Origin of the sequence: Streptomyces solicavernae, from assembly GCF_029968095.1 — a bacterium.
In the GTDB taxonomy this organism is placed as follows: domain Bacteria; phylum Actinomycetota; class Actinomycetes; order Streptomycetales; family Streptomycetaceae; genus Streptomyces; species Streptomyces solicavernae.
On record NZ_JASCIR010000004.1, the window covers coordinates 321,020 to 342,114 of the forward strand.

The following is a 21,095-nucleotide window of genomic DNA, read 5'->3' on the forward strand; positions in this document are numbered from 1 at the left end:
ACTCAACTAACGCTCCTGCTGGTGAGAGGGGCCGCGGAAACTGCCGGTCTGGCCGGTGCCGGCCTCACGACCCTGCTGGATTCCGCGGCGGAGGTTGGTCAGCCGGCCGCGCACGTCGTTGGGCGCGCGCGACACCTGAGGGCCGCCCTGCTGCTGTTGCTGCTGCTGTGCCGTACCGGCCACGAGGTTCGCCCGTGGCACACGGCGCGGCAGGCCGGAGGTGGTGACCCCGCCCGCCGAAGGCTGCTTGACGCGCTCGGCCTGGCGGCCCAGCTCGTCGTTGGGGGACTGACGCCAGTTGCCGGGGCCGCCGTTGCCGGGGGCTCCGTTGCCGGGCGCCATGTTGCCGGGTCCGCCGTTGCCGGGTGCGGCCGGGGGAGCGGGCGGCATGGGCGGGGCGGCCTGCGGCTCGGGGCGCCGGCCGGGGGCGGCGGGACGGCCGCCGTTCTGCTGCGGGCCGCCGTTCTGCGCCCGCCCCTGCGAGGCCTGGTGTCCTTGCTGGCCCTGCTGGGCCTGCTGTCCTTGCTGGCCCTGCTGCTGGCGTTCTTGCTGCTGCCCGTGGAACCAGTTGGTCTCCAGGGTGTCGTACAGCGGCGTACGGCCGTCGTCCGGGGGCAGGTCGACGGGGCCCGTCAGCGCGTCGGGCTGCTGCGGTTCCGGCCTGCGGGGGGCCTGCGGCTGCTCCGGCGGGTGCGGCGGCCGGTGCTCGCCGGTGTCCCGGGCGCCGTTGCGCGCACCGCCGCCGAGCGGGCCCTGCGGCAGCTCGGGACGGCCGAACTGCCCGGTGGAACCAGGACCGTTGGCGCCGCGCGCGTCGGGCCCGGGCTGCTGCGGCACGGAGTGCGGGCCGGTGCCGTCGGGGCGTGACGAGTCCGGGCGTACGGAGTCGGGGCGTACGGCGTCCGGGCGTACGGCGTCCGGATGCGGGGCGTCGAAGTCGGGGCGGGCGAACTCGGCGGTGGAGCCGGGGCCCTGGCGGTCCTCGGGCTCGAACCGGGCGAGCTGCGCGGTGGAGTCGACGGGCGGCGCGGAGTCGTGCTGCTCGCGCGCGGCGTCGACGGAGGGGCGCAGCTCCGGCTTGGCGCCCCAGGAGGAGGTCTGAGGCTGCGGGTTCCCGCCGGGCAGCTCGGCCCGCGGCCCACCGCGCGGCGGCAGCTGCGGCCGGCCCGCCTCGGGGCGGCCCTGCCCCTGGTCACCGCGGGGCCGCGGCGGTACGGGGCCGGAGTCAGCGAGACCCGAGGGCTGGCCGGCCCGCGGCCCGCCGAACACGTCGGACCGCTGACCGCCGTTGAGCGCGTCCCCCACACCGGGGTGGTCCTGCGGGTCGACCGGACGGTGCTGCGGCTCACCGGCGCCGGGGCGCGTCGGCAGACCGCCCGGCCCCTGCGGCGCCCGCGGCGCACCACCCTGCGGCTGCCCGGCACCGGCACCGGCACCGGCACCCGGACCCTGGCCCTGGTTCTGTCCCTGGCCCGGACTCTGGCTCTGGCTCTGGCTCTGGCCCTGGGGCGCACCGGCCCCCGAACCCTGCCCCTGACCAGGCCCGTTGCCCCGGCTCGGGAGCGCCGCACGCGGGCCCGACCCGGCGGTCAGGCCGTCCTGGCCGCGGCTCGGCGTGGCCCCGAGGCGACCGGCGGGCGCACCGCCCTGACCGCCCCGGCGCGCGGCGGCGACACCGGCGGCGGCCTGGGCCGCGGCGGGACCGCCGGACGGCGCGGGCGCACCGGCCTTGCCCGGCACCTTCTTGCCGCCCTGCGCGATATCGACGGGAAGCATGACGAGGGCCGTCGTACCACCGGAGTCGGACGGGCGGAGCTGGATGCGGATGCCGTGCCGCTGCGACAGGCGGCCGACCACGAACAGACCCATGCGGCGGGAGACCGACACGTCCACGGTGGGCGGCGAGGCGAGCCGCTCGTTGATCGCGGCGAGGTCCTCCGGCGACAGACCGATGCCGGTGTCGTGGATCTCGATGAGGACCCGGCCGTCGGGCAGCGCGTGACCGGTGACCTTGACCTTGGTCTGCGGCGAGGAGAACGAGGTCGCGTTCTCAAGCAGCTCGGCGAGCAGGTGCACGAGGTCGTTGACGACGCGCCCCGCGACCTCGGTGGTCGGCACGGCGGCCAGCTCGATCCGCTCGTACTGCTCCACCTCGGACGCGGCGGCGCGGAGCACGTCGACCAGCGGGACCGGGCGGGTCCAGCGGCGGCCGGGCTCCTCACCGGCGAGGACGAGCAGGTTCTCACCGTTGCGCCGCATGCGGGTCGCGAGGTGGTCGAGCTTGAAGAGGGAGGAGAGCTGATCGGGATCGGCCTCGCGCGACTCCAGCTCGGAGATCAGCGACAGCTGGCGCTGGATGAGGCCCTGGGAGCGCCGCGAGAGGTTGGTGAACATCGCGTTGACGTTGCCCCGGAGCAGGGCCTGCTCGGCGGCGAGGCGGACGGCCTCGCGGTGCACGTCGTCGAAGGCCGTGGCCACCTGGCCGATCTCGTCCCGGGAGTGCACACCGACCGACTCGACGGAGGTGTCGACGTCCTGCGGGTCGGACTCGGACAGTTGCTTGACCAGGTCGGGCAGCCGGTCCTGGGCGACCTTGGTGGCGGTGTCCTGAAGGCGGCGAAGGGAGCGGATCATGGACCGCGCCACGACGAACGCGCCGACCAGGGAGACGCCGAGGACGAGCAGGATCAGCGCACCGTTGATGATGGCCTCGCGCTGCGACTCGTCGCGCAGGTTGCGGGCCTCCTGCTCCATGTCGTTCAGGAGCGTCGTCTCGATCAGCGCCATCTGCCGCAGCTTGGTGGTGGCCGCGTCGTTCCAGTCCGGGTACGAGCGCTTCTCGCGGTTCTTCAGGCCGCTGGCGCTCTCCAGGACGCGGGCCGCGTAGTCGTTGGCGTCCTTGATGACGGCGTTGGAGTCGTCCAGCGGCTTCATCAGCTCGGCCGCGTTGCCGCCGGTGCCCTCGTACGAGCGCTGGAAGCTGTCGAGCTTGGCCTCTTCGTTGCGCAGCGCGGAGAGCGCGTAGAGGCGGTCGTTGTCGGAGAGCTTGCCGAAGTCGGTCTTGTTCGGCGGGAGCGCGGCGGAGATCACGGCGCGCTGGATCGACGCGTACTCCTTGGCGGCCGAGAACGCCGCGAGGGTACGGGTGCGCTGGATCATCTCCGGGTTGCTGGTGGCGAGCGCCATGTCCTGGGAGAGGCCGAGGAGCTGCTCGATCAGCTGGTTGTAGCTGGAGACGGTCTGCGAGGTGGGCAGGCCCTCCTTGTACGCGTTGCGGCGGATGTCCTTGAGGACGCGCAGCTGGGTGGAGATCTGCACCACGTTCTGGCGGATGCTGTCGATCGCCCGGTCGCCGCGGGCGTCGTCGATGTCCGAGGTGTTGTCGATGAACGACTGGCGGGCGCGGTCGGTCTTGGCGCGGGCGCCCCTGACCGCGAAGTCCGAGGCCTTGGCGCCGTGTGCGAGGGGGCCCGCCGACTTGTCGCGCTCGTCCTGCAGCGCGGCGGCCAGCTCGGTGGCCTGCTTCGTCATGTCGGTGAGCAGCTTCATCCGGTCCAGCTGCTCCATCTCGTGGATGGAGTCGCTGATGCGGATGGCGCCGAGCGAGGTCGCGGCGACCACGGGGAGCGCGAGCAGGGAGACGAGACGCGTGGAGATGCGCCAGTTGCGCAGGGCTATTCGTGAGCCGGTGGAAGAGGGCTTCTTCGGACTCGCGGGGGCCGGGCCGCCACTGGACACACCCGTGCCCTTGCCGCGGCCGCCGCCGTCGGAGCCCGCGGCGTCGGGGGTTGAGGAGTTGCCGGGCACGGGGCCAGTACCGCCGCGCAGCTCCGGCTCCGCCGCGGCGCTGCCTTCCCTCTTGAAACGTCCCTGCACTAGCGTCGCAACCTCTGGACCAGGCGCCCCGCCGCGCGAGCGGTGGGACGGTGTCGGCGTCATGGGGCCCCTGCGGGCCCCGGGTGGTCGTGAGTGACCGGCGCGTCTCCCCCTCTCCCACCGCCACTCGACGCTGCGTTGCGCCCGTGCGCGCCGGTTCATACCTGCGGCGGTTCCGGGAATTCCAGCACAGTGCCGGATCTCCAACAAGCCCTGCCGCCGGGCTGTGACGTCTGTGACAGCCGGTGACGGAAGTGTGACGAGATGTCGAGCAGCATCCCGGCGATAACGGACTTTTCCTTGCGTACGGCTCGGGTGGGAGGGGTGTCCCAGTCGCCATGATCGGGAGCGGGATGGGTGATTCGGTAACGGAATGTCCGTTCCGTCTACGCCCCCAACTGGTCCGTTCTGTCTGACTTGTCCGACCGCTCGTGAGCAAACTCACATGAAGATCAAGGGAGTTCCCGCCTTTGCGGGGAATTCGAATGTTTAGCCTGGCGCTTTACAGGGATGGCCCAGCCGTCAACCCCCGGTCCACAGAGAGCACAAGAGGTCGAAGCCGCCGTGAAGACGACGATGATGTTCCGCAACATAGCCAACCCGCGGCGCACCACCCTGGCGCACCTGCAGGACGCCGAGGAACTGCAGGCCGCCCCCGAGCAGCCGACGGCCGACCTCGCGGAGCTCCCGGCCAACACGGCCAACCCGCGCCGCACGATCCTCATGGAGGCCCCCGTCGCGGCGGCCGCGCAGTAACGCCGCTCACGGCGGCCGTGGAGTAACGCCGCTCACGCCTGCCGCGGAGTAATAGCGCGAGGTCGCACCCCCGAGCGCGTTAGCCTGGAGCGTCAGTCTCCGCCTGGAGGCGTGACTCTCCGCCTGGAGGCGCGAGTCTCCAGGCCGTGAGTCTCCAGGCAAGCAAGCAGAGGGGCCCGCATTCCGTGCGCATCGCCAGGTTCTCCATCGACGGCAACGTCGCCTTCGGCGCGGTCGAGGGCGACAGTTCCACCGCGACGGACGGCGAACTCGTCCTCGACATCATCAAGGGCATTCCGTACGCCGACTTCGAGCTCAGCGGCGTCAAGGTCCCGCTCAGCAAGGTCCGCCTGCTGCCCCCGGTGCTCGGCAACAAGATCGTCGCCTTCGGCCGCAACTACGCCGACCACGCCACGGAGATGGGGGGCGAGGTCCCCGAGGCCCCCTTCGCCTTCTTCAAGCCGACCACCTCGATGATCGGCTCCGGCGACCCCATCGTGTACCCCGGCTTCACCGAGGAACTCCACCACGAGGCCGAGCTCGCCGTCGTCATCGGCCGCATGTGCCGCGAGGTTCCGCGCGAGCGCGTCAAGGACGTCATCTACGGCTACACCTGCGCCAACGACATCACCGCCCGCGACGTCCAGCGCCGCGAGAAGCAGTGGGCCAGGGCCAAGGGCTTCGACGGGGCCTGCCCCATCGGCCCCTGGGTGGAGACCGGCCTCGACATCGCCGCCGCGAGCGACCTCGCGATCCAGTGCACGGTCAACGGCGAACAACGCCAACTCGGCTCCACGAGCCAGATGATCCACTCCATCGAGGACCTGATCGTCAACGTCACCGAGGCGATGACCCTGCTCCCCGGAGACGTGATCCTCACCGGCACCCCGGCGGGCGTCGGCCCCCTCAACGTCGGCGACGAGGTCGCCGTCACCATCCAAGGCATCGGCACTCTCACCAACAAGGTGATCAAGCGTGGCTAACGCGTCCAACGTCCGCGTCCGTTTCTGTCCCTCCCCGACCGGCAACCCCCACGTGGGCCTGGTCCGCACCGCCCTCTTCAACTGGGCCTACGCCCGGCACACCGGCGGCAAGCTCGTCTTCCGCATCGAGGACACGGACGCGGCCCGCGACTCGGAGGAGTCGTACCAGCAGCTCCTCGACTCCTTCCACTGGCTCGGCTTCGACTGGGACGAGGGCCCCGAGGTCGGCGGCCCCAACGCCCCGTACCGCCAGTCCCAGCGGATGGACATCTACCAGGACGTCGCGCGGAAGCTGACCGACGGCGGCTACGCCTACCCCTGCTACTGCACCACCGAGGAGCTGGACGCCCGCCGCGAGGCCGCCCGCGCCGCCGGCAGGCCCTCCGGCTACGACGGCACCTGCCGCACGCTCACCGACGAGCAGAAGCAGGCGTACGAGGCCGAGGGCCGCGCGCACATCATCCGCTTCCGCATGCCCGACGAGCCGGTCACCTTCACCGACGCGGTCCGCGGCGAGCTCACCTTCACCCCGGAGAACGTCCCGGACTACGGCATCGTCCGCGCCAACGGCGCCCCGCTGTACACCCTGGTCAACCCGGTCGACGACGCGCTCATGGGCATCACGCACGTGCTCCGCGGCGAGGACCTGCTCTCCTCCACCCCGCGCCAGGTCGCGCTCTACGGCGCCCTGATCGAGCTGGGCATCGCCAAGGAGGTCCCCACCTTCGGGCACCTCCCGTACGTGATGGGCGAGGGCAACAAGAAGCTGTCCAAGCGCGACCCGCAGGCCAGCCTCAACCTCTACCGGGAGCGCGGCTTCCTGCCCGAGGGGCTGCTCAACTACCTGTCCCTGCTCGGCTGGTCGTTCTCCGCCGACCAGGACGTCTTCACGATCAAGGAGATGATCGAGAAGTTCGACCTGGCCGACGTCAACGCCAACCCGGCCCGCTTCGACCTCAAGAAGGCCGAGGCGATCAACGCCGACCACGTCCGCATGCTGGACGTCAAGGACTTCGCGGACCGCTGCAAGCCCTGGCTCCAGGCCCCGCACGCCAACTGGGCCCCCGAGGACTTCGACCAGGCCAAGTGGGACGCCATCGCCCCGCACGCCCAGACCCGCCTCACGGTCCTCTCGGACATCACGGCCAACGTCGACTTCCTCTTCCTGAAGGAGCCGGTCGAGGACGAGGCGAGCTGGACCAAGGCCATGGGCAAGGGCGACCCGGCGGCCCTGCTCACCACGGCCCGCGCCAAGCTTGAGTCGGCCGACTGGACCTCCCCCGAGGCCCTCAAGGAAGCCGTCCTGGCCGCCGGCGAGGAGCACGGCCTCAAGCTCGGCAAGGCCCAGGCCCCGGTCCGCGTAGCCGTCACGGGCCGCACGGTCGGCCTGCCCCTCTTCGAGTCCCTGGAAATCCTGGGCAAGGAGAAGTCCCTGACCCGCATCGACGCGGCGCTGGCGAAGCTCGCCGGCTGATCCGTCATCCCGTACGCCCGAGGGGCGGTGGCCCAAGCACTGGGCCGCCGCCCCTCGGGCGTTGTCTGCTCGCGCCGGGTCTCCCCGGAAACACATCTGTGACCGCCCCCGAAGGGACGGCCACAGGGTCTGCGCAGCCATATGCGCGGTGATTTGCTTTCTGGAACCGATCCTGGCAAGGCGATTACGAACGGTCAAACGAGCCGCCACGCGGTGTGGACGCGAGAGTCAGATTTCGGTCAACTGCCCGGCTCCGGCGGGGTTTCGGGGCGGCGGTGAGCGAACACGTCCGGCACGGGCAGGAAGAACGGGGCGCACGCCTCGCAGGCGTAGACGTTGAAACCGGGGCCGGTGTTCTGGTGCACCTCGTGGACCACGGTCGGGTTGTCGGTGACGGCCTGGCAGCGCACACACATGCGCACGGGCCTCACGCCGGACTTCCCTCGGCCCCGACGAGGTGCCGGTCCAGGTCGACACCGAAGTCCGCGAGGGTCTTGTCGTACGGGACAATCCCTCAACCTGGTCATGCCCTGCCATGGCATGCCATCACTATGCCTCGCCATCCCTGCCCTCATACGGTCTTGTCATGGTGGACATCCCGGAGGGCTACGGCCCGGACGACGAACTGGACCCGGAAGCCGCGGACCCGCTGTACCTGCAGCTCGCCGCGGTCCTGATCTCCCGGATCGCGAACGGCACCTATCCGATGGGCCGTGCCGTGCCCGGCGTCGACCGGCTGATGCAGGAGTTCGGGATCGCTCGGGGGACCGCCCGCAAGACGTTGGTCCTGTTGGCCGAGATGGGGCACGTGCGGACGGTCGTCGGCAAGGGATCGTTCGTCATCGAGCGCGAAACCGGCGAGCCGCCCGCGAGCGGGTCGGACGTAACCGTCGACTGACCGGGCGTGATGGCCGGGGAACGCAACCTCACCGCCGCCTCTTCGCCGTACCGTCGACCCATGCCAATCGAAGCCGTCCTGTGGGACATCGACGACACCCTCTTCGACTACGCCACCGCCGACACCCTCGGCATGCGCGCCCACCTCGAAGCCGAGGGCGCCCTCGCGCGCTACGGCACCGCCGCCGACGCCCTGGCCCGCTGGAAGGTCACCACCGAACGTCACTGGGCCCGCTTCAGCGTCGGCGAAGTGGACTTCCTCACCCAGCGCCGTGACCGCGTACGCGACTTCCTGGACGAGCCGGCCCTCGCCGACGCCGAGTCCGACGCCTGGTTCCACCGTTACATCGATCACTACGAAGCCGCCTGGGCCCTCTTCCCCGACACCCTGCCCGCCCTCGACGCACTCGCCGACCGCTACCGGCACGCGGTCCTCTCCAACTCCCACGCCGACGCCCAGGAGCGGAAGCTGAGCCTCCTGGGCGTGCGCGACCGCTTCGAGGCGCTGCTCTGCGCCGCCCAACTCGGTGTCGCCAAGCCCGCACCCGAGGCCTTCCACGCCGCCTGCGCGACCCTCGCCCTCGACCCCGCGGAAGTCGCGTACGTGGGCGACCAGCCCGAGACCGACGCCCGCGGCGCCCACGACGCCGGGCTGCTCGGGATCTGGCTCGACCGCAGCGGGGCCGAGCCTCCGAGCGCCGAAGTCCCGCCCGGCGTACGGCGGATCACCGGACTCGCGGAGCTGCCCGGACTGCTGGCCGGGGATACCCGTTTTGGAGCGCCGTCCACCTTCGGGTAATGTTCTTTCTGCGCCGCCCGCCGGACCGAGAGTCCGGCCGGAAAGCGCAAGCCGAACAAAGCTCCCAGCAGGGAGTTGCGTTTTGGTGGCCTATGGTGTAATTGGCAGCACGACGGTTTCTGGTTCCGTTAGTCTAGGTTCGAGTCCTGGTAGGCCAGCTCGCAGAGCTTATCTGCAACGCCCCCGTTGTGTAGCGGCCTAGCACGCTGCCCTCTCAAGGCAGTAGCGCCGGTTCGAATCCGGTCGGGGGTACAGATCCTTCCCGCGGGAACAGATCGGGTCGCACCCACTGTTCCTGATGCAGGATCGCTAGGGCCCCCGTTGTGTAGCGGCCTAGCACGCCGCCCTCTCAAGGCGGTAGCGCCGGTTCGAATCCGGTCGGGGGTACTGACTTGCTTGACAAGCATTGGCCTATGGTGTAATTGGCAGCACGACGGTTTCTGGTTCCGTTAGTTTAGGTTCGAGTCCTGGTAGGCCAGCTGAATCACGTGGAAACACGCGATCTCGCCCCCGTTGTGTAGCGGCCTAGCACGCCGCCCTCTCAAGGCGGTAGCGCCGGTTCGAATCCGGTCGGGGGTACGCATCGAAGAGGCCCTCCGCAGAAATGCGGAGGGCCTCTCGCGTATGAGCAACTGCCGTGCAACCTGCGGCCGTTCGCGTACGAGACGCCAACTCCCGTATCACGGCAGGCCATTGGGAAGCGCGCGATGGACGGTTCGCGCGCTTCGGACGACCGGACCCGCCGCGGCGTTGAGGCGGATCCGGCCTTACGTACAAGGGGAGTTCAGCCGGTACGGCGCAGCGCCTCGGAGAGGCGGCCCGCCGCGTCGATCACGGCCTGGGCGTGCATCCGGCCCGGGTGCCGCGTCAGCCGCTCGATCGGTCCGGAGACCGAGACGGCGGCCACCACGCGGTTCGACGGGCCGCGCACCGGCGCCGACACCGAGGCCACCCCCGGCTCCCGCTCGCCGATCGACTGGGCCCAGCCGCGGCGCCGTACGCCGGACAGGGCCGTGGCCGTGAAACGGGCGCCCTGAAGGCCGCGGTGCAGGCGCTCCGGCTCCTCCCAGGCCATCAGGATCTGCGCCGACGAACCGGCCTTCATGGTGAGCGTGGAGCCCACCGGGACCGTGTCCCGCAGACCGGACAGGCGCTCCGCCGCGGCGACGCAGATGCGCATGTCGCCCTGGCGGCGGTAGAGCTGCGCGCTCTCGCCCGTCACGTCACGGAGATGGGTCAGAACCGGGCCCGCCGTGGCGAGCAGGCGGTCCTCGCCGGCCGCGGCCGCCAGTTCGGCGAGCCGCGGGCCGAGGATGAACCGGCCCTGCATGTCCCTCGCCACCATGCGGTGGTGCTCAAGGGCCACAGCGAGACGATGTGCAGTAGGTCGAGCGAGCCCGGTGGCCGCGACCAGACCCGCGAGGGTGGCCGGACCGGACTCCAGGGCGCCCAGGACAAGGGCTGCCTTGTCCAGGACGCCGACGCCGCTAGAGTTGTCCATGCGTCGATACTCGCGTCTCACTCTGTGAAACGCAAGTTCAATTTCCCAGGGAACTTGTCACCCTGTAACCACAGCGGCCCGCAGACCAACGGGTCCAGCGGACCACGTTCGGTACGAGGGGTACGGACGTTGCCGCTCACATCTCTAGAAGTGGCCGGGCACACACCAGCCGGCCGGAGGGAAAGCGATGGGTAGGACACTCGCGGAGAAGGTCTGGGACGACCACGTCGTCCGGCGCGCCGAGGGCGAGCCCGACCTCCTCTTCATCGATCTGCACCTGCTGCACGAGGTGACCAGCCCGCAGGCCTTCGACGGCCTCCGCAAGGGCGGCCGCCAGGTCCGCCGGCTCGACCTGACCATCGCCACCGAGGACCACAACACCCCGACCCTCGACATCGACAAGCCCATCGCCGACCCGGTCTCCCGGGCCCAGCTGGAGACGCTGCGCAAGAACTGCGCGGACTTCGGCGTACGGCTGCACCCGCTGGGCGACGTCGAGCAGGGCGTCGTCCACGTGGTGGGACCGCAGCTGGGCCTGACCCAGCCCGGCACCACCGTGGTCTGCGGTGACTCGCACACCTCCACGCACGGCGCCTTCGGCGCGCTGGCCTTCGGCATCGGCACCTCGCAGGTCGAGCACGTGCTTGCCACCCAGACGCTGCCGCTGGCCCGCCCGAAGACCATGGCCATCACCGTCGACGGCGAACTGCCCGAGGGCGTAACGGCGAAGGACCTGATCCTCGCGATCATCGCGAAGATCGGCACCGGCGGCGGCCAGGGCTACATCCTGGAGTACCGCGGCTCCGCCATCGAGAAGCTCTCGATGGAGGCCCGGATGACCATCTGCAACATGTCCATCGAGGCCGGCGCCCGCGCGGGCATGATTGCCCCCGACCAGACCACCTTCGACTACATCGAGGGCCGCGCGCACGCCCCGCAGGGCGCGGACTGGGACGAGGCCGTCGCGTACTGGAAGACGCTGAAGTCGGACGACGACGCGGTCTTTGACGCCGAGGTCGTCATCGACGCCGATTCGCTGGCGCCGTTCGTGACTTGGGGCACCAACCCCGGCCAGGGCTCCCCGCTGTCGGCGAACGTCCCCGACCCCGCTTCGTACGAAGACGCTTCGGAGCGCCTGGCCGCCGAGAAGGCCCTGGAGTACATGGGGCTCACGGCCGGACAGCCGCTGCGCGACATCAAGGTCGACACCGTCTTCGTGGGTTCCTGCACCAACGGCCGCATCGAGGACCTGCGCGCCGCCGCCGAGATCGTCAAGGGCCGCAAAGTCGCCGACGGCGTACGGATGCTGGTCGTTCCCGGCTCCGCGCGGGTCGGCCTGCAGGCCGTCGAGGAGGGCCTGGACCAGGTGTTCAAGGCCGCCGGTGCCGAATGGCGGCACGCGGGCTGCTCGATGTGCCTCGGCATGAACCCCGACCAACTGGCGCCCGGTGAGCGCTCCGCGTCCACCTCCAACCGCAACTTCGAAGGCCGACAGGGCAAGGGCGGCCGTACGCACCTGGTCTCGCCGCAGGTCGCCGCCGCCACCGCGGTCACCGGCCGCCTGGCCGCGCCCGCCGACCTGACCGACGCCCCCACGCCCGCTGGAGTCTGAACAGCCATGGAAGCATTCACCACGCACACCGGCCGGGCCGTCCCGCTGCGCCGCAGCAACGTCGACACCGACCAGATCATCCCCGCTCACTGGTTGAAGAAGGTCACCCGCGACGGCTTCGAGGACGGGCTGTTCGAGGCCTGGCGCAAGGACGAGTCGTTCGTCCTCAACAAGCCCGAGCGGCAAGGCGCCTCGGTCCTGGTCGCCGGTCCCGACTTCGGTACGGGCTCCTCGCGCGAGCACGCCGTGTGGGCGCTGCAGAACTACGGCTTCAAGGCCGTCATCTCCTCCCGTTTCGCCGACATCTTCCGCGGCAACTCGCTGAAGAACGGCCTCCTGACGGTCGTACTCGACCAGAAGGTCGTCGACGCGCTGTGGGAGCTCACCGAGCAGGACCCGCAGGCCGAGATCACCGTTGACCTGGAGGCCCGCGAAGTGCGCGCCGAGGGCGTCACCGCCTCGTTCGAGCTGGACGAGAACTCCCGTTGGCGCCTCCTGAACGGCCTTGACGACATCAGCATCACGCTGCAGAACGAGGCCGACATCGCCGCCTACGAGACCCAGCGCCCGGCACACAAGCCGCGCACCGTCCAGGCCTGAATCGGCCATTCGGGCAACCGAATCGAACCCCACCTCCGAACCGCGGTCTGCACGCAGACCGCGGTTCGTTCGTTTGTCACAGGCCAGCGCTGACAAGGCCCAACACGCCGATGACGTATGCGAGTTGGGGTACGGGGCAGGAGACGGACGCAGGCGCGTGGCCAGCACGACTTAAGCCCACCTCGCAGCCCGAAAACCCCATTTGGGCGGCGCGCTGAGACCTCGCGAGGCGACAACTCGCCCTAGATGGCACAATCAGTGCATGGACCGCGACAGCCAACTTGAGCTCTACGGGATCGTCGCGGACCGGCTGAAAGAAGCGCATGCGAAGGTGCGCACACTGCAAGTCCCGGAGGGCGTACGGATGGCGCTGACCCGGAAGCTGCTGGTCATTACGGCCGCGGCCAAACACGATCTCACCGACGCGGCCAGGCGCCTGGAGCAGTTCATGATCGAACTGGACTCTGAGCGATTCTCCGCGGATGCCGATCAGGGCCGAACTGACGGAACTCACTGAAGATCCCAGTTCGTTGCGGCACAAGGGTGATCAGCCCGTTTCGTGTTTGATTTGCGGTATATATCTGCCTAACGTGCGAAAAGGCTTGAACACATTGGTTCTGGCAATGTCTCCGAAGGGGAAGACGTGAACAAGGCGCAGCTCGTAGAAGCGATTGCCGACAAGGTCGGTGGCCGTCAGCAGGCCGCCGACGCCGTCGACGCGGTCCTGGACGCGATCGTCCGCGCGGTCGTCAGCGGCGACCGGGTCTCGGTCACCGGCTTCGGCTCGTTCGAGAAGGTCGACCGTCCGGCCCGCTACGCACGCAACCCCCAGACCGGGGAGCGCGTGCGCGTGAAGAAGACCTCGGTTCCGCGCTTCCGTGCGGGCCAGGGCTTCAAGGACCTGGTGAGCGGCTCGAAGAAGCTTCCCAAGCACGATGTCGCGGTGAAGAAGGCGCCCAAGGGCAGCCTCTCCGGCGGCCCTTCGAGCCGCACCACGGTCAAGAAGGCGGCGGCGAAGAAGACCACCGCGAAGAAGGCGGCGGCGAAGAAGACCACCGCGAAGAAGGCGGCGGCCAAGAAGACCACCGCCAAGAAGACCGCGGCGAAGAAGACGACGGCCAAGAAGGCCACCGCGAAGAAGGCCGCTCCGGCCAAGAAGACCGCCGCGAAGAAGGCCACCACGGCCAAGAAGGCCACCGCGAAGAAGACCGCGCCGGCGAAGAAGGCGACGGCCAAGAAGGCGCCCGCGAAGAAGTCGACGGCGCGCAAGACCACCGCCAAGAAGACCACCGCACGCAAGAAGTAGCGGTCGGCAGGGCACCTCACGCGCCGGGCCGGGCTCCCCTCGGGGAGCCCGGCCCGCGGTGTGTCCGGGGCCGGGTGCCTGAGGGGAGTTGGCGGTGCGGGAGGTGTGCGGGGTCCGCGCGGTACGGGCGGTGCGCTGTGCCCGTGCTGTACGGGCGGTGCGCTGTGCCCGTGCTGTACGGGCGGTGCGCTGTGCCCGTGCGGTACGGGCGGTGCGCGGTGCCCGTTACGCTGCGGGCATGCAGGCCACCGCGTACACGTATGACCCCGAGACCCGCAGCGGCAGTGTGCTGCTTGACGACGGCACTCCGGTGCCCTTCGACGGCGCGGCCTTCGACGCCGGCGGGCTGCGGATGCTGCGGCCCGGTCAGCGGGTGCGCATCGAGGTCGACGAGGCGGCGGGGGAGCGGCGGGTCACTCTGGTGACGCTGCTGACCCTCTGAACAGGGCCCGGTTGAACAGGGCCCGGTCCGCGGCCGCGGCCGTATGCGGGCCGACGCCCAGGGTCAGGGCCGCGGCCAGGTCCTCGGGGGTGTCCACGTCCTGGCGGACGCTCGCGACGTCGGGCAGGGGTATCTCCACGGCGCCCGACGCCGCGTGCCGGGCCCGCGAGGCGCCGCCGAACTCCGGGGCCAGCGGAACTCCGGGAGCCGCGCACAGCAGCGTCGTACCGATTTCGGCGGCGTCGGGGAGAAATGCGCGCGGAAATACGCGGGCGTAATTCAGCACTCGCGTCAATTCCGCCGGGCGAAGCGCGGGCAGGTCGGCGTTCAGGGCCGCCACCGGCGCCGCGGGGCGCAGCGCCCGGGCCGTGCGGGCGCCGTGGGCGAGCGCGGCGTTGAGGCCGCCGCCCGGCTCGTCCCGTACGACGCGGGCGCCCAGGGCCGCGAGGGCGCGGGCCGCGCGGGCGTCGTCCGTGACGACCACCACATCGCGCACGGGCCGCGCCGCGAGCGCCGCCGCCACCGTGTCCTGTGCGAAGGCCAGGGCCAGGGAGGGGCGCAGCAGGTCGCCCGCGGCGGCGGCGAGCCGGCTCTTGGCCCGCACCAGGGGCTTCAGGGGGATGACCAGGCTCCACGCGAACGGCTCGGCACGGTCGGCTTGTGTGCGCATCGCGGCCCATTCTCGCCTGCCGGCCCCGGCCGTGTGCGGCCCTGTGGACAACCGGTGGGCGGCCCTGTGGACGGGCCGTCCGAAGGGCTTGGCATACGGTGTTCTCGACAGACGAAGAACCTGGGGCGACAATGTGCGGCGCACCAGCGCATGACAAGTCAGCAGAGGAAGGTGTCCGAGTGCCCCGCCGCAGAATCGGCTTCTGGTACCGCCTGGCGGCGGTCATCGCAAAACCGCCGCTGGTGGTTCTTCTCAAGCGGGACTGGCGTGGTGTGGAACACATTCCGGCCGACGGCGGATTTATCACCGCAGTGAACCACAATTCCCATGTCGACCCTTTCGCGTATGCGCACTTTCAGTACAACACGGGACGTGTGCCGCGTTTCCTCGCCAAGCACGGGCTATTCAAGGGCGGATTTGTCGGCGCCGTGATGCGGGGCACCGGACAGATCCCCGTCTACCGCGAGAGCACCGACGCACTCAGTGCGTTCCGGGCCGCGATCGACGCCGTGGAACGCGGTGAATGCGTCGCTTTCTATCCCGAGGGAACGCTCACCCGCGACCCCGATCTGTGGCCCATGACCGCCAAAACCGGCGCCGCGCGTGTGGCGCTGCAGACCAAGTGCCCGGTGATCCCCGTCGCACAGTGGGGCGCCAACGAACTCCTGCCGCCGTACGCGAAGAAGCCGCACATCCTGCCGCGCAAGACGCACCACGTCCTCGCCGGACCGCCGGTGGACCTGGCGCGCTTCTACGACAAGGAGATGACGCCCGAACTCCTCAAGGAGGCAACGGAAGTCATCATGGCCGCCGTCACCGCGCTCCTGGAGGAGCTCCGCGGCGAGAAGGCCCCCGCGGCGCCCTACGACCCGCGCCAGGTACGCATCGCGCAGCGCCGCAAGGCCGCACAGCAGAAGCCGTCCGGCACGGCCGGCGAACAGACCGGCGAACACGTCGGCGAGCAGGCCGGCGCACCGATCGGCGAACAGACCGGCACGGCCGGGGAGGACACCAAGTGACACCGCCTGTGAAGGCAGCAGTCTTCGGTACGGGTTCGTGGGGTACGGCCTTCGGCATGGTGCTCGCGGACGCGGGCTGCGACGTGACCCTGTGGGGCCGCCGCCCGGAACTCGCCGAGGCCGTCAACTCCACCCGCACCAACCCCGACTACCTGCCGGGCGTCGAACTCCCCGCGCGCGTGCGGGCGACCACCGACCCCGCAGAGGCCGCCGCCGGCGCCGACTTCACCGTCCTCGCGGTGCCCTCGCAGACGCTGCGCGGCAACCTCGCCGCCTGGGCGCCGCTGCTCGCCCCCGACACCGTCCTCGTATCCCTCATGAAGGGCGTCGAACTCGGCTCCGCGATGCGGATGAGCGAGGTCATCGAGGACGTCACCAAGGTGCCCGCCGAGCGCATCGCCGTCGTCACCGGACCCAACCTCGCCCGCGAGATCGCCGCCCGGCAGCCCGCCGCCGCGGTCGTCGCCTGCACCGACGAATCCGTCGCGCAGCGCCTCCAGGCCGCCTGCCACACCCCGTACTTCCGGCCGTACACCAACACCGACGTCGTCGGCTGCGAACTCGGCGGCGCCGTCAAGAACGTCATCGGCCTCGCCGTCGGCATCGCGGACGGCATGGGCCTCGGCGACAACGCCAAGGGCTCCCTGATCACCCGCGGCCTCGCCGAGACCACCCGGCTCGGGCACGCCATGGGCGCCGACCCGCTGACCTTCTCCGGCCTCGCGGGCCTCGGCGACCTCGTCGCCACCTGCTCCTCGCCGCTCTCCCGGAACCACACCTTCGGCACCAACCTCGGCAAGGGCATGACCCTGGACGAGACCATCGCGGTCACCAAGCAGACCGCCGAGGGCGTCAAGTCCTGTGAGTCCGTCCTCGATCTGGCGCGCAGGCACGGCGTCGACATGCCCATCACGGAGACCGTCGTCGGCATCGTGCACGAGGGCACGCCCCCGCTGGTGGCGCTCAAGGAACTGATGGGGCGCAGCGCGAAGGCCGAGCGCCGCTGAGCCGCGGCGTACGGACGCCGAGCGCCCCCGTACGCCGACTCGACGCCGCGCGCACGCTGACTCGGTCACTACCAGCAGGTACGCTCGACGCGATATGAGCAGCGAGACCTCCTCCCAGAGCCCGGTCCCCTCCCAGCCAGGAGGGGAACCCCGCAAGCCGCGCGTCGCGGTCGTCTTCGGCGGGCGCAGTTCCGAACACGGCATCTCGGTCGTCACGGCCGGCGCCGTCCTGCGCGCCATCGACCGCGAGAAGTACGACGTGCTGCCCATCGGCATCACGCACGACGGCCGCTGGACGCTCACCGTCGACGACCCGGAGCGGATGGCGATCACCGACCGCACCGTCCCGGACGTGGACCGGCTCGCCGACTCCGCGGACGGCGCCGTGGTGCTGCCCCTCGACCCGGCCAACCGCGAAGTGGTCGTCACCGAGCCGGGATCGGTGCCCAAGGCACTCGGCGAGGTCGACGTCGTCTTCCCCGTCCTGCACGGCCCGTACGGCGAGGACGGCACCCTCCAGGGCCTCCTGGAGCTGTCCGGGACGCCGTACGTCGGCTCGGGCGTCCTCGCCTCCGCCGTGGGGCAGGACAAGGAGTACATGAAGCGGGTCTTCACCTCCTTCGGGCTGCCCGTCGGCCCGTACGTGGTGATCAAGCCGCGCGAGTGGGAGCTGGACCAGGCGGCCGCCCGCAAGAAGATCGTGGGCTTCGCCGGTGACCACGGCTGGCCGCTGTTCGTGAAGCCCGCGCGGGCCGGCTCGTCCTTCGGCATCACCAAGGTCGACTCCCCGGAGGGCCTGGAGGAGGCGATCGAGGAGGCGCAGCGGCACGACCCGAAGATCATCGTGGAGGCGCTGCTCCGCGGCCGCGAGATCGAGTGCGGCGTCCTGGAGTTCGAGGACGGCCCGCGCGCCAGCGTGCCCGCCGAGATCCCGCCGGTCTCCGACCACGCCTTCTACGACTTCGAGGCCAAGTACATCGACTCGGCCTCCGGCATCGTGCCCGCCCCGCTCACCGAGGAGCAGACCGCCGAGGTGCAGCGGCTCGCCGTCGAGGCCTTCGAGGCGGCGTCCTGCGAGGGCCTGGTGCGCGCGGACTTCTTCCTCACCGAGGAGGGCCGGTTCGTGATCAACGAGATCAACACCATGCCCGGCTTCACGCCCATCTCCATGTACCCGCGGATGTGGCAGGAGACCGGCGTCAGCTACCCGGAGCTGGTCGACCGCCTCGTCCAGGCGGCCCTGCGCCGCCCGACCGGACTGCGGTAGCGCGTACACGTACGTACGAGAAGGGCCCGGCCGCCGTCCAACGGCCGGGCCCTTTCCCGTAGTTGCGGGATCAGCTCGCGATGCCCTCCGGCACCGTCCTCTTGACCGGCTTCGCGAAGTCCGTGAGCGAGCCCGCGCCCTGCTTGGCGTGCTCCGCGTCGAACGTGACCTCGACGTACGCCTCGCGCAGCGTCGTCGTGAAGCGGTACGAGCCGTCCTCCTGCTCCTCGGTCAGCCAGCCCACGCCGTTGACCTCCGCGCCGTACGCCTGCGGGTCCGCGAGCGCGGCGGGCCGGGGTACTCCGCAGCGCAGTATGATCGCCGAGCCGCCCCATCCGGCCGTCAGTTCGGAGTGCGGCTCGGGGTCCTCGCGGTCGAGCCCGTCGATCCGGTCCGGCAGCTGTTCGTGGAGGTTCTGGCAGAGTCGTGCCGTATCGGCGTCGGGGGAGGGAACCGGGGCCGTCGCCCGGTCGTCCGTCGAAGAACAGCCCGCGGTCGCCCACAGCAGCGCGAGGGCGGGCAGAGAGATCAGCCGGCGGCTCGAAAGGTTCACCGGCCAAGCGTAGACGGGGGCTACAAGTGCACGACCGGGCAGGTCAGGGTGCGAGTGATGCCGTCCACTTGCTGGACCTTCGCGACCACCATGCGGCCCAGCTCATCGACAGTGTCCGCCTGGGCACGCACGATGACATCGTAGGGACCGGTCACGTCCTCGGCCTGGATCACGCCAGGGATCTTGCCGATCAGCTCGGCGACCGTGGACGCCTTGCCAACCTCGGTCTGGATCAGGATGTACGCCTGTACCACGGAACCTCCAGGGCGGCCACGAGGATCATGTGGGGAACGGAAGAATCGAGCGTTCAGCGCCCTCGGAAAGGGCGGCTGACGGGAGACGAGCGGGCGCCACGGTATCGCGTCACCGTGCGTCGCGGGGAGACCCGCGGAGCCTGTGGCGCGCGCTCCGGGGCGTACGGACATGCGAAGTTGACGTACCTGTTGACGGTACCCGCGGCCGAGAGGCCCCGCGACCGCGCGCACACTGGGGCCGTCGGCACGACGCCCGGCAGAACACCCGGCACGACACCGGGCACGACAGGAAGAGGCGAGACTCGATGAAGGGCACCGTGGGCGAGCTCGGGGAGTTCGGGCTCATCAGAGAGCTCACGTCCCGGCTCACCACCACTCCGGCGGTACGCCTCGGCCCCGGCGACGACGCCGCGGTCGTGGCCGCACCCGACCGCAGGGTCGTGGCCAGTACGGACATCCTCCTGGAGGGGCGGCACTTCCGCCGCGACTGGTCCACCGCGTACGACGTGGGCCGCAAGGCCGCCGCGCAGAACCTCGCGGACATCGCCGCCATGGGCGCCGTACCGACGGCGCTGCTCCTCGGCCTCGTCGTACCGGCCGAGCTGCCGGTCACCTGGGCCAGCGAGCTGATGGACGGGCTGCGCGACGAGTGCCAGGTCGCGGGCGCGGCCGTGGTCGGCGGCGATGTCGTACGCGGGGACACCATCACCGTGTCGATCACCGCACTCGGCGATCTGCGCAACCACGAGCCCGTCACACGCGCGGGGGCCGGTCCCGGTGATGTCGTCGCGTACACCGGCTGGTTGGGCTGGTCCGCCGCCGGGCACGCCGTGCTCTCGCGCGGCTTCCGCTCGCCGCGCGCCTTCGTCGAGGCGCACCGCAGGCCCGAGCCGCCGTACCACGCGGGCCCCGCGGCCGCCGGTCTCGGCGCCACCGCGATGGCCGACGTCAGCGACGGACTGATCGCCGACCTCGGGCACATCGCCGAGTCCAGCAAGGTCAGGATCGACGTCAAGTCCGCCTCGATCGACATCCCTTCGCAGATGAACGACATCGGCCAGGCCGTCGGCGTCGACCCGCTGCAGTGGGTGCTCACCGGCGGCGAGGACCACGCGATCGTCGCGACGTTCCCGCAGGACGTGCAGCTGCCGGCCCGCTGGAAGGTGATCGGCGAGGTGCTCAACCCCTCGGCGCTGCCTCAGGTGACGGTCGACGGGGCGCCCTGGACGAGCAAGAGCGGCTGGGACCACTTCGGGGAGATCGAGTCATGACATCTCGTACGGCACCGTCTCGTAAGGCACCCCCGCGCGTGCTCACCGTCGCCGGGTCCGACTCCGGCGGCGGTGCGGGCATCCAGGCCGACCTGAAGACGATGCTGGCCCTCGGCACGCACGGCATGAGCGTCCTGACCGCGGTCACCGCGCAGAACTCCCTTGGCGTGCAAGGCGCTTGGGAGCTGCCGGTGGAGGCGGTGCGCGCGCAGTACCGCAGCGTCGTCGACGACATCGGCGTACAGGCCGTGAAGACCGGCATGCTGGCGTCGGCCGAACTCGTCGAGACGGTCGCGGAGTTGCTCGCCGGCACGGACGCGCCCACGGTGATCGACCCGGTCGGCGTCTCCAAGCACGGCGACTCGCTCCTCGCCGCCTCCGCGCTCGATTCCGTCCGTACGAAGCTGCTGCCCGTCGCCACGGTCGCGACGCCGAACCTGGACGAGGTCACGCAGATCACCGGCGTACGCGTGGAGTCGGAGGACGGACTGCGGCGCGCGGCCGCCGCCCTGCTCGCATTCGGGCCGCGCTGGGCGCTGATCAAGGGCGGGCATCTGGAGGGCGACGCCGTGGACCTGCTCACGGACGGCGCCGAGGAGCACTGGCTGCGCGCCCCGCGCCATGACAACCGCCACACGCACGGCACCGGCTGCACCCTGGCCAGCGCGGTCGCGGCGGGCCTCGCGAAGGGGCTCACGGTGCCGGACGCGGTGCGCTCCGCGAAGGAGTACGTGACGGGCGCGATCGCCGCGGGCTTCGCGCTCGGCGGGGGGATCGGGCCGGTGGACCACGGGTGGCGGTTCCGCTC

At 70.7% G+C, this 21,095-nt stretch carries 21 protein-coding genes and 5 tRNA genes; 20 read left to right on the top strand and 6 right to left on the bottom strand.

All coding sequences use genetic code 11. From position 1 onward, the window contains the following. Positions 1–6: 6 nt before the first annotated feature. The gene (locus QIS99_RS08115) at positions 7–3,876 is read right to left on the bottom strand and encodes a sensor histidine kinase (protein ID WP_282511912.1); all 3,870 of its coding nucleotides are present in this window, start codon (positions 3,874–3,876) and stop codon (positions 7–9) included. Between the two features lie 564 nt (positions 3,877–4,440). Here QIS99_RS08115 and QIS99_RS08120 point away from each other — a divergent pair. The 3 genes from QIS99_RS08120 (at position 4,441) to gltX (ending at position 7,089) form a co-directional block, all read left to right on the top strand. Continuing rightward, positions 4,441–4,632, top strand: a complete 192-nt coding sequence (locus QIS99_RS08120) for a hypothetical protein (RefSeq protein ID WP_282511914.1) — start codon at positions 4,441–4,443, stop codon at positions 4,630–4,632. Positions 4,633–4,817: 185 nt separating this feature from the next. Further along, complete coding sequence (locus QIS99_RS08125) at positions 4,818–5,615, top strand: fumarylacetoacetate hydrolase family protein (protein ID WP_282511916.1); 798 nt, start codon at positions 4,818–4,820, stop codon at positions 5,613–5,615. Then, positions 5,608–7,089, top strand: coding sequence for a glutamate--tRNA ligase (gene gltX / locus QIS99_RS08130; RefSeq protein WP_282511918.1), 1,482 nt, complete (start codon positions 5,608–5,610; stop codon positions 7,087–7,089). The genes QIS99_RS08125 and gltX overlap by 8 nt, the downstream gene beginning before the upstream one ends. Before the next feature lie 239 nt (positions 7,090–7,328). Here gltX and QIS99_RS08135 read toward each other — a convergent pair whose 3' ends face one another. After that, positions 7,329–7,520 carry a hypothetical protein gene (locus QIS99_RS08135; RefSeq protein ID WP_282511920.1) on the bottom strand — a complete coding sequence of 64 codons (192 nt, stop codon included), beginning with the start codon at positions 7,518–7,520 and terminating at the stop codon, positions 7,329–7,331. A gap of 155 nt (positions 7,521–7,675) precedes the next feature. Between QIS99_RS08135 and QIS99_RS08140 the strand changes: the two genes are divergently transcribed. The 7 genes from QIS99_RS08140 (at position 7,676) to QIS99_RS08170 (ending at position 9,364) form a co-directional block, all read left to right on the top strand. After that, positions 7,676–7,987 (top strand): GntR family transcriptional regulator, encoded by a 312-nt coding sequence (locus tag QIS99_RS08140; protein WP_282511922.1) that lies wholly within the window; start codon positions 7,676–7,678, stop codon positions 7,985–7,987. Positions 7,988–8,047: 60 nt separating this feature from the next. Then, on the top strand, positions 8,048–8,785 hold the full coding sequence (locus tag QIS99_RS08145; RefSeq protein WP_282511924.1) for an HAD family hydrolase: 738 nt from the start codon (positions 8,048–8,050) through the stop codon (positions 8,783–8,785). Between the two features lie 86 nt (positions 8,786–8,871). After that, positions 8,872–8,943: transfer RNA gene (locus QIS99_RS08150), tRNA-Gln, on the top strand. Between the two features lie 21 nt (positions 8,944–8,964). Continuing rightward, a tRNA-Glu gene (locus QIS99_RS08155) sits at positions 8,965–9,037 on the top strand. 62 nt (positions 9,038–9,099) lie between these two features. Next, positions 9,100–9,172 (top strand) — tRNA-Glu (locus QIS99_RS08160). Positions 9,173–9,192: 20 nt separating this feature from the next. Then, a tRNA-Gln gene (locus QIS99_RS08165) sits at positions 9,193–9,264 on the top strand. Between the two features lie 27 nt (positions 9,265–9,291). Beyond that, positions 9,292–9,364 (top strand) — tRNA-Glu (locus tag QIS99_RS08170). Between the two features lie 205 nt (positions 9,365–9,569). On the opposite strand, the gene ndgR is transcribed toward QIS99_RS08170, so the two are convergent. After that, complete coding sequence (gene ndgR, locus QIS99_RS08175) at positions 9,570–10,286, bottom strand: IclR family transcriptional regulator NdgR (protein WP_055552755.1); 717 nt, start codon at positions 10,284–10,286, stop codon at positions 9,570–9,572. A gap of 187 nt (positions 10,287–10,473) precedes the next feature. On the opposite strand from ndgR, the gene leuC reads away from it, so the two are divergent. The 5 genes from leuC (at position 10,474) to QIS99_RS08200 (ending at position 14,246) form a co-directional block, all read left to right on the top strand. After that, positions 10,474–11,898: a 3-isopropylmalate dehydratase large subunit gene (gene leuC, locus QIS99_RS08180; RefSeq protein ID WP_282511928.1), complete on the top strand. Its 1,425-nt coding sequence runs from the start codon at positions 10,474–10,476 to the stop codon at positions 11,896–11,898. Positions 11,899–11,904: 6 nt separating this feature from the next. Then, the gene (gene leuD / locus QIS99_RS08185) at positions 11,905–12,498 is read left to right on the top strand and encodes a 3-isopropylmalate dehydratase small subunit (RefSeq protein WP_282511929.1); all 594 of its coding nucleotides are present in this window, start codon (positions 11,905–11,907) and stop codon (positions 12,496–12,498) included. 262 nt (positions 12,499–12,760) lie between these two features. Next, on the top strand, positions 12,761–13,015 hold the full coding sequence (locus QIS99_RS08190) for an SCO5555 family protein (RefSeq protein ID WP_282511930.1): 255 nt from the start codon (positions 12,761–12,763) through the stop codon (positions 13,013–13,015). A gap of 126 nt (positions 13,016–13,141) precedes the next feature. Further along, the gene (locus QIS99_RS08195; RefSeq protein ID WP_282511931.1) at positions 13,142–13,804 is read left to right on the top strand and encodes an HU family DNA-binding protein; all 663 of its coding nucleotides are present in this window, start codon (positions 13,142–13,144) and stop codon (positions 13,802–13,804) included. Positions 13,805–14,042: 238 nt separating this feature from the next. Next, positions 14,043–14,246, top strand: a complete 204-nt coding sequence (locus QIS99_RS08200) for a hypothetical protein (protein ID WP_282511932.1) — start codon at positions 14,043–14,045, stop codon at positions 14,244–14,246. Here QIS99_RS08200 and cofC read toward each other — a convergent pair. After that, entirely contained in the window at positions 14,218–14,916 is a 699-nt protein-coding gene (gene cofC / locus QIS99_RS08205; protein WP_282511933.1) for a 2-phospho-L-lactate guanylyltransferase, read from the bottom strand. The genes QIS99_RS08200 and cofC overlap by 29 nt on opposite strands. Before the next feature lie 179 nt (positions 14,917–15,095). On the opposite strand from cofC, the gene QIS99_RS08210 reads away from it, so the two are divergent. The 3 genes from QIS99_RS08210 (at position 15,096) to QIS99_RS08220 (ending at position 18,209) form a co-directional block, all read left to right on the top strand. Next, positions 15,096–15,935, top strand: a complete 840-nt coding sequence (locus QIS99_RS08210; protein WP_282511998.1) for a lysophospholipid acyltransferase family protein — start codon at positions 15,096–15,098, stop codon at positions 15,933–15,935. Next, complete coding sequence (locus QIS99_RS08215) at positions 15,932–16,942, top strand: NAD(P)H-dependent glycerol-3-phosphate dehydrogenase (protein ID WP_282511934.1); 1,011 nt, start codon at positions 15,932–15,934, stop codon at positions 16,940–16,942. Before QIS99_RS08210 ends, QIS99_RS08215 begins: the two co-directional genes overlap by 4 nt. A gap of 94 nt (positions 16,943–17,036) precedes the next feature. After that, positions 17,037–18,209: a D-alanine--D-alanine ligase family protein gene (locus QIS99_RS08220; protein WP_282511935.1), complete on the top strand. Its 1,173-nt coding sequence runs from the start codon at positions 17,037–17,039 to the stop codon at positions 18,207–18,209. Between the two features lie 70 nt (positions 18,210–18,279). Here QIS99_RS08220 and QIS99_RS08225 read toward each other — a convergent pair whose 3' ends face one another. Next, positions 18,280–18,762 carry a DUF3515 domain-containing protein gene (locus tag QIS99_RS08225; RefSeq protein WP_282511936.1) on the bottom strand — a complete coding sequence of 161 codons (483 nt, stop codon included), beginning with the start codon at positions 18,760–18,762 and terminating at the stop codon, positions 18,280–18,282. Between the two features lie 20 nt (positions 18,763–18,782). After that, positions 18,783–19,016 (bottom strand): Lrp/AsnC family transcriptional regulator, encoded by a 234-nt coding sequence (locus tag QIS99_RS08230; protein WP_016642988.1) that lies wholly within the window; start codon positions 19,014–19,016, stop codon positions 18,783–18,785. Between the two features lie 305 nt (positions 19,017–19,321). On the opposite strand from QIS99_RS08230, the gene QIS99_RS08235 reads away from it, so the two are divergent. Together QIS99_RS08235 and thiD are read left to right on the top strand one after the other, a co-directional pair. Next, positions 19,322–20,287 carry a thiamine-phosphate kinase gene (locus QIS99_RS08235; protein ID WP_282511945.1) on the top strand — a complete coding sequence of 322 codons (966 nt, stop codon included), beginning with the start codon at positions 19,322–19,324 and terminating at the stop codon, positions 20,285–20,287. After that, on the top strand, positions 20,284–21,095 hold an 812-nt coding region (gene thiD / locus QIS99_RS08240), incomplete at its 3' end, for a bifunctional hydroxymethylpyrimidine kinase/phosphomethylpyrimidine kinase (protein WP_282511947.1). The genes QIS99_RS08235 and thiD, both read left to right, overlap by 4 nt.

Bases quoted from the DNA above. Each gene is read 5' to 3' on its own strand.
- QIS99_RS08200 (WP_282511932.1), top strand. From the start codon at position 14,043: ATGCAGGCCACCGCGTACACGTATGACCCCGAGACCCGCAGCGGCAGT.
- QIS99_RS08145 (WP_282511924.1), top strand. From the start codon at position 8,048: ATGCCAATCGAAGCCGTCCTGTGGGACATCGACGACACCCTCTTCGAC.
- QIS99_RS08190 (WP_282511930.1), top strand. From the start codon at position 12,761: ATGGACCGCGACAGCCAACTTGAGCTCTACGGGATCGTCGCGGACCGG.
- leuD (WP_282511929.1), top strand. From the start codon at position 11,905: ATGGAAGCATTCACCACGCACACCGGCCGGGCCGTCCCGCTGCGCCGC.
- QIS99_RS08235 (WP_282511945.1), top strand. From the start codon at position 19,322: ATGAAGGGCACCGTGGGCGAGCTCGGGGAGTTCGGGCTCATCAGAGAG.
- ndgR (WP_055552755.1), bottom strand. From the start codon at position 10,286: ATGGACAACTCTAGCGGCGTCGGCGTCCTGGACAAGGCAGCCCTTGTC.
- cofC (WP_282511933.1), bottom strand. From the start codon at position 14,916: ATGCGCACACAAGCCGACCGTGCCGAGCCGTTCGCGTGGAGCCTGGTC.
- leuC (WP_282511928.1), top strand. From the start codon at position 10,474: ATGGGTAGGACACTCGCGGAGAAGGTCTGGGACGACCACGTCGTCCGG.
- QIS99_RS08220 (WP_282511935.1), top strand. From the start codon at position 17,037: ATGAGCAGCGAGACCTCCTCCCAGAGCCCGGTCCCCTCCCAGCCAGGA.
- QIS99_RS08140 (WP_282511922.1), top strand. From the start codon at position 7,676: ATGGTGGACATCCCGGAGGGCTACGGCCCGGACGACGAACTGGACCCG.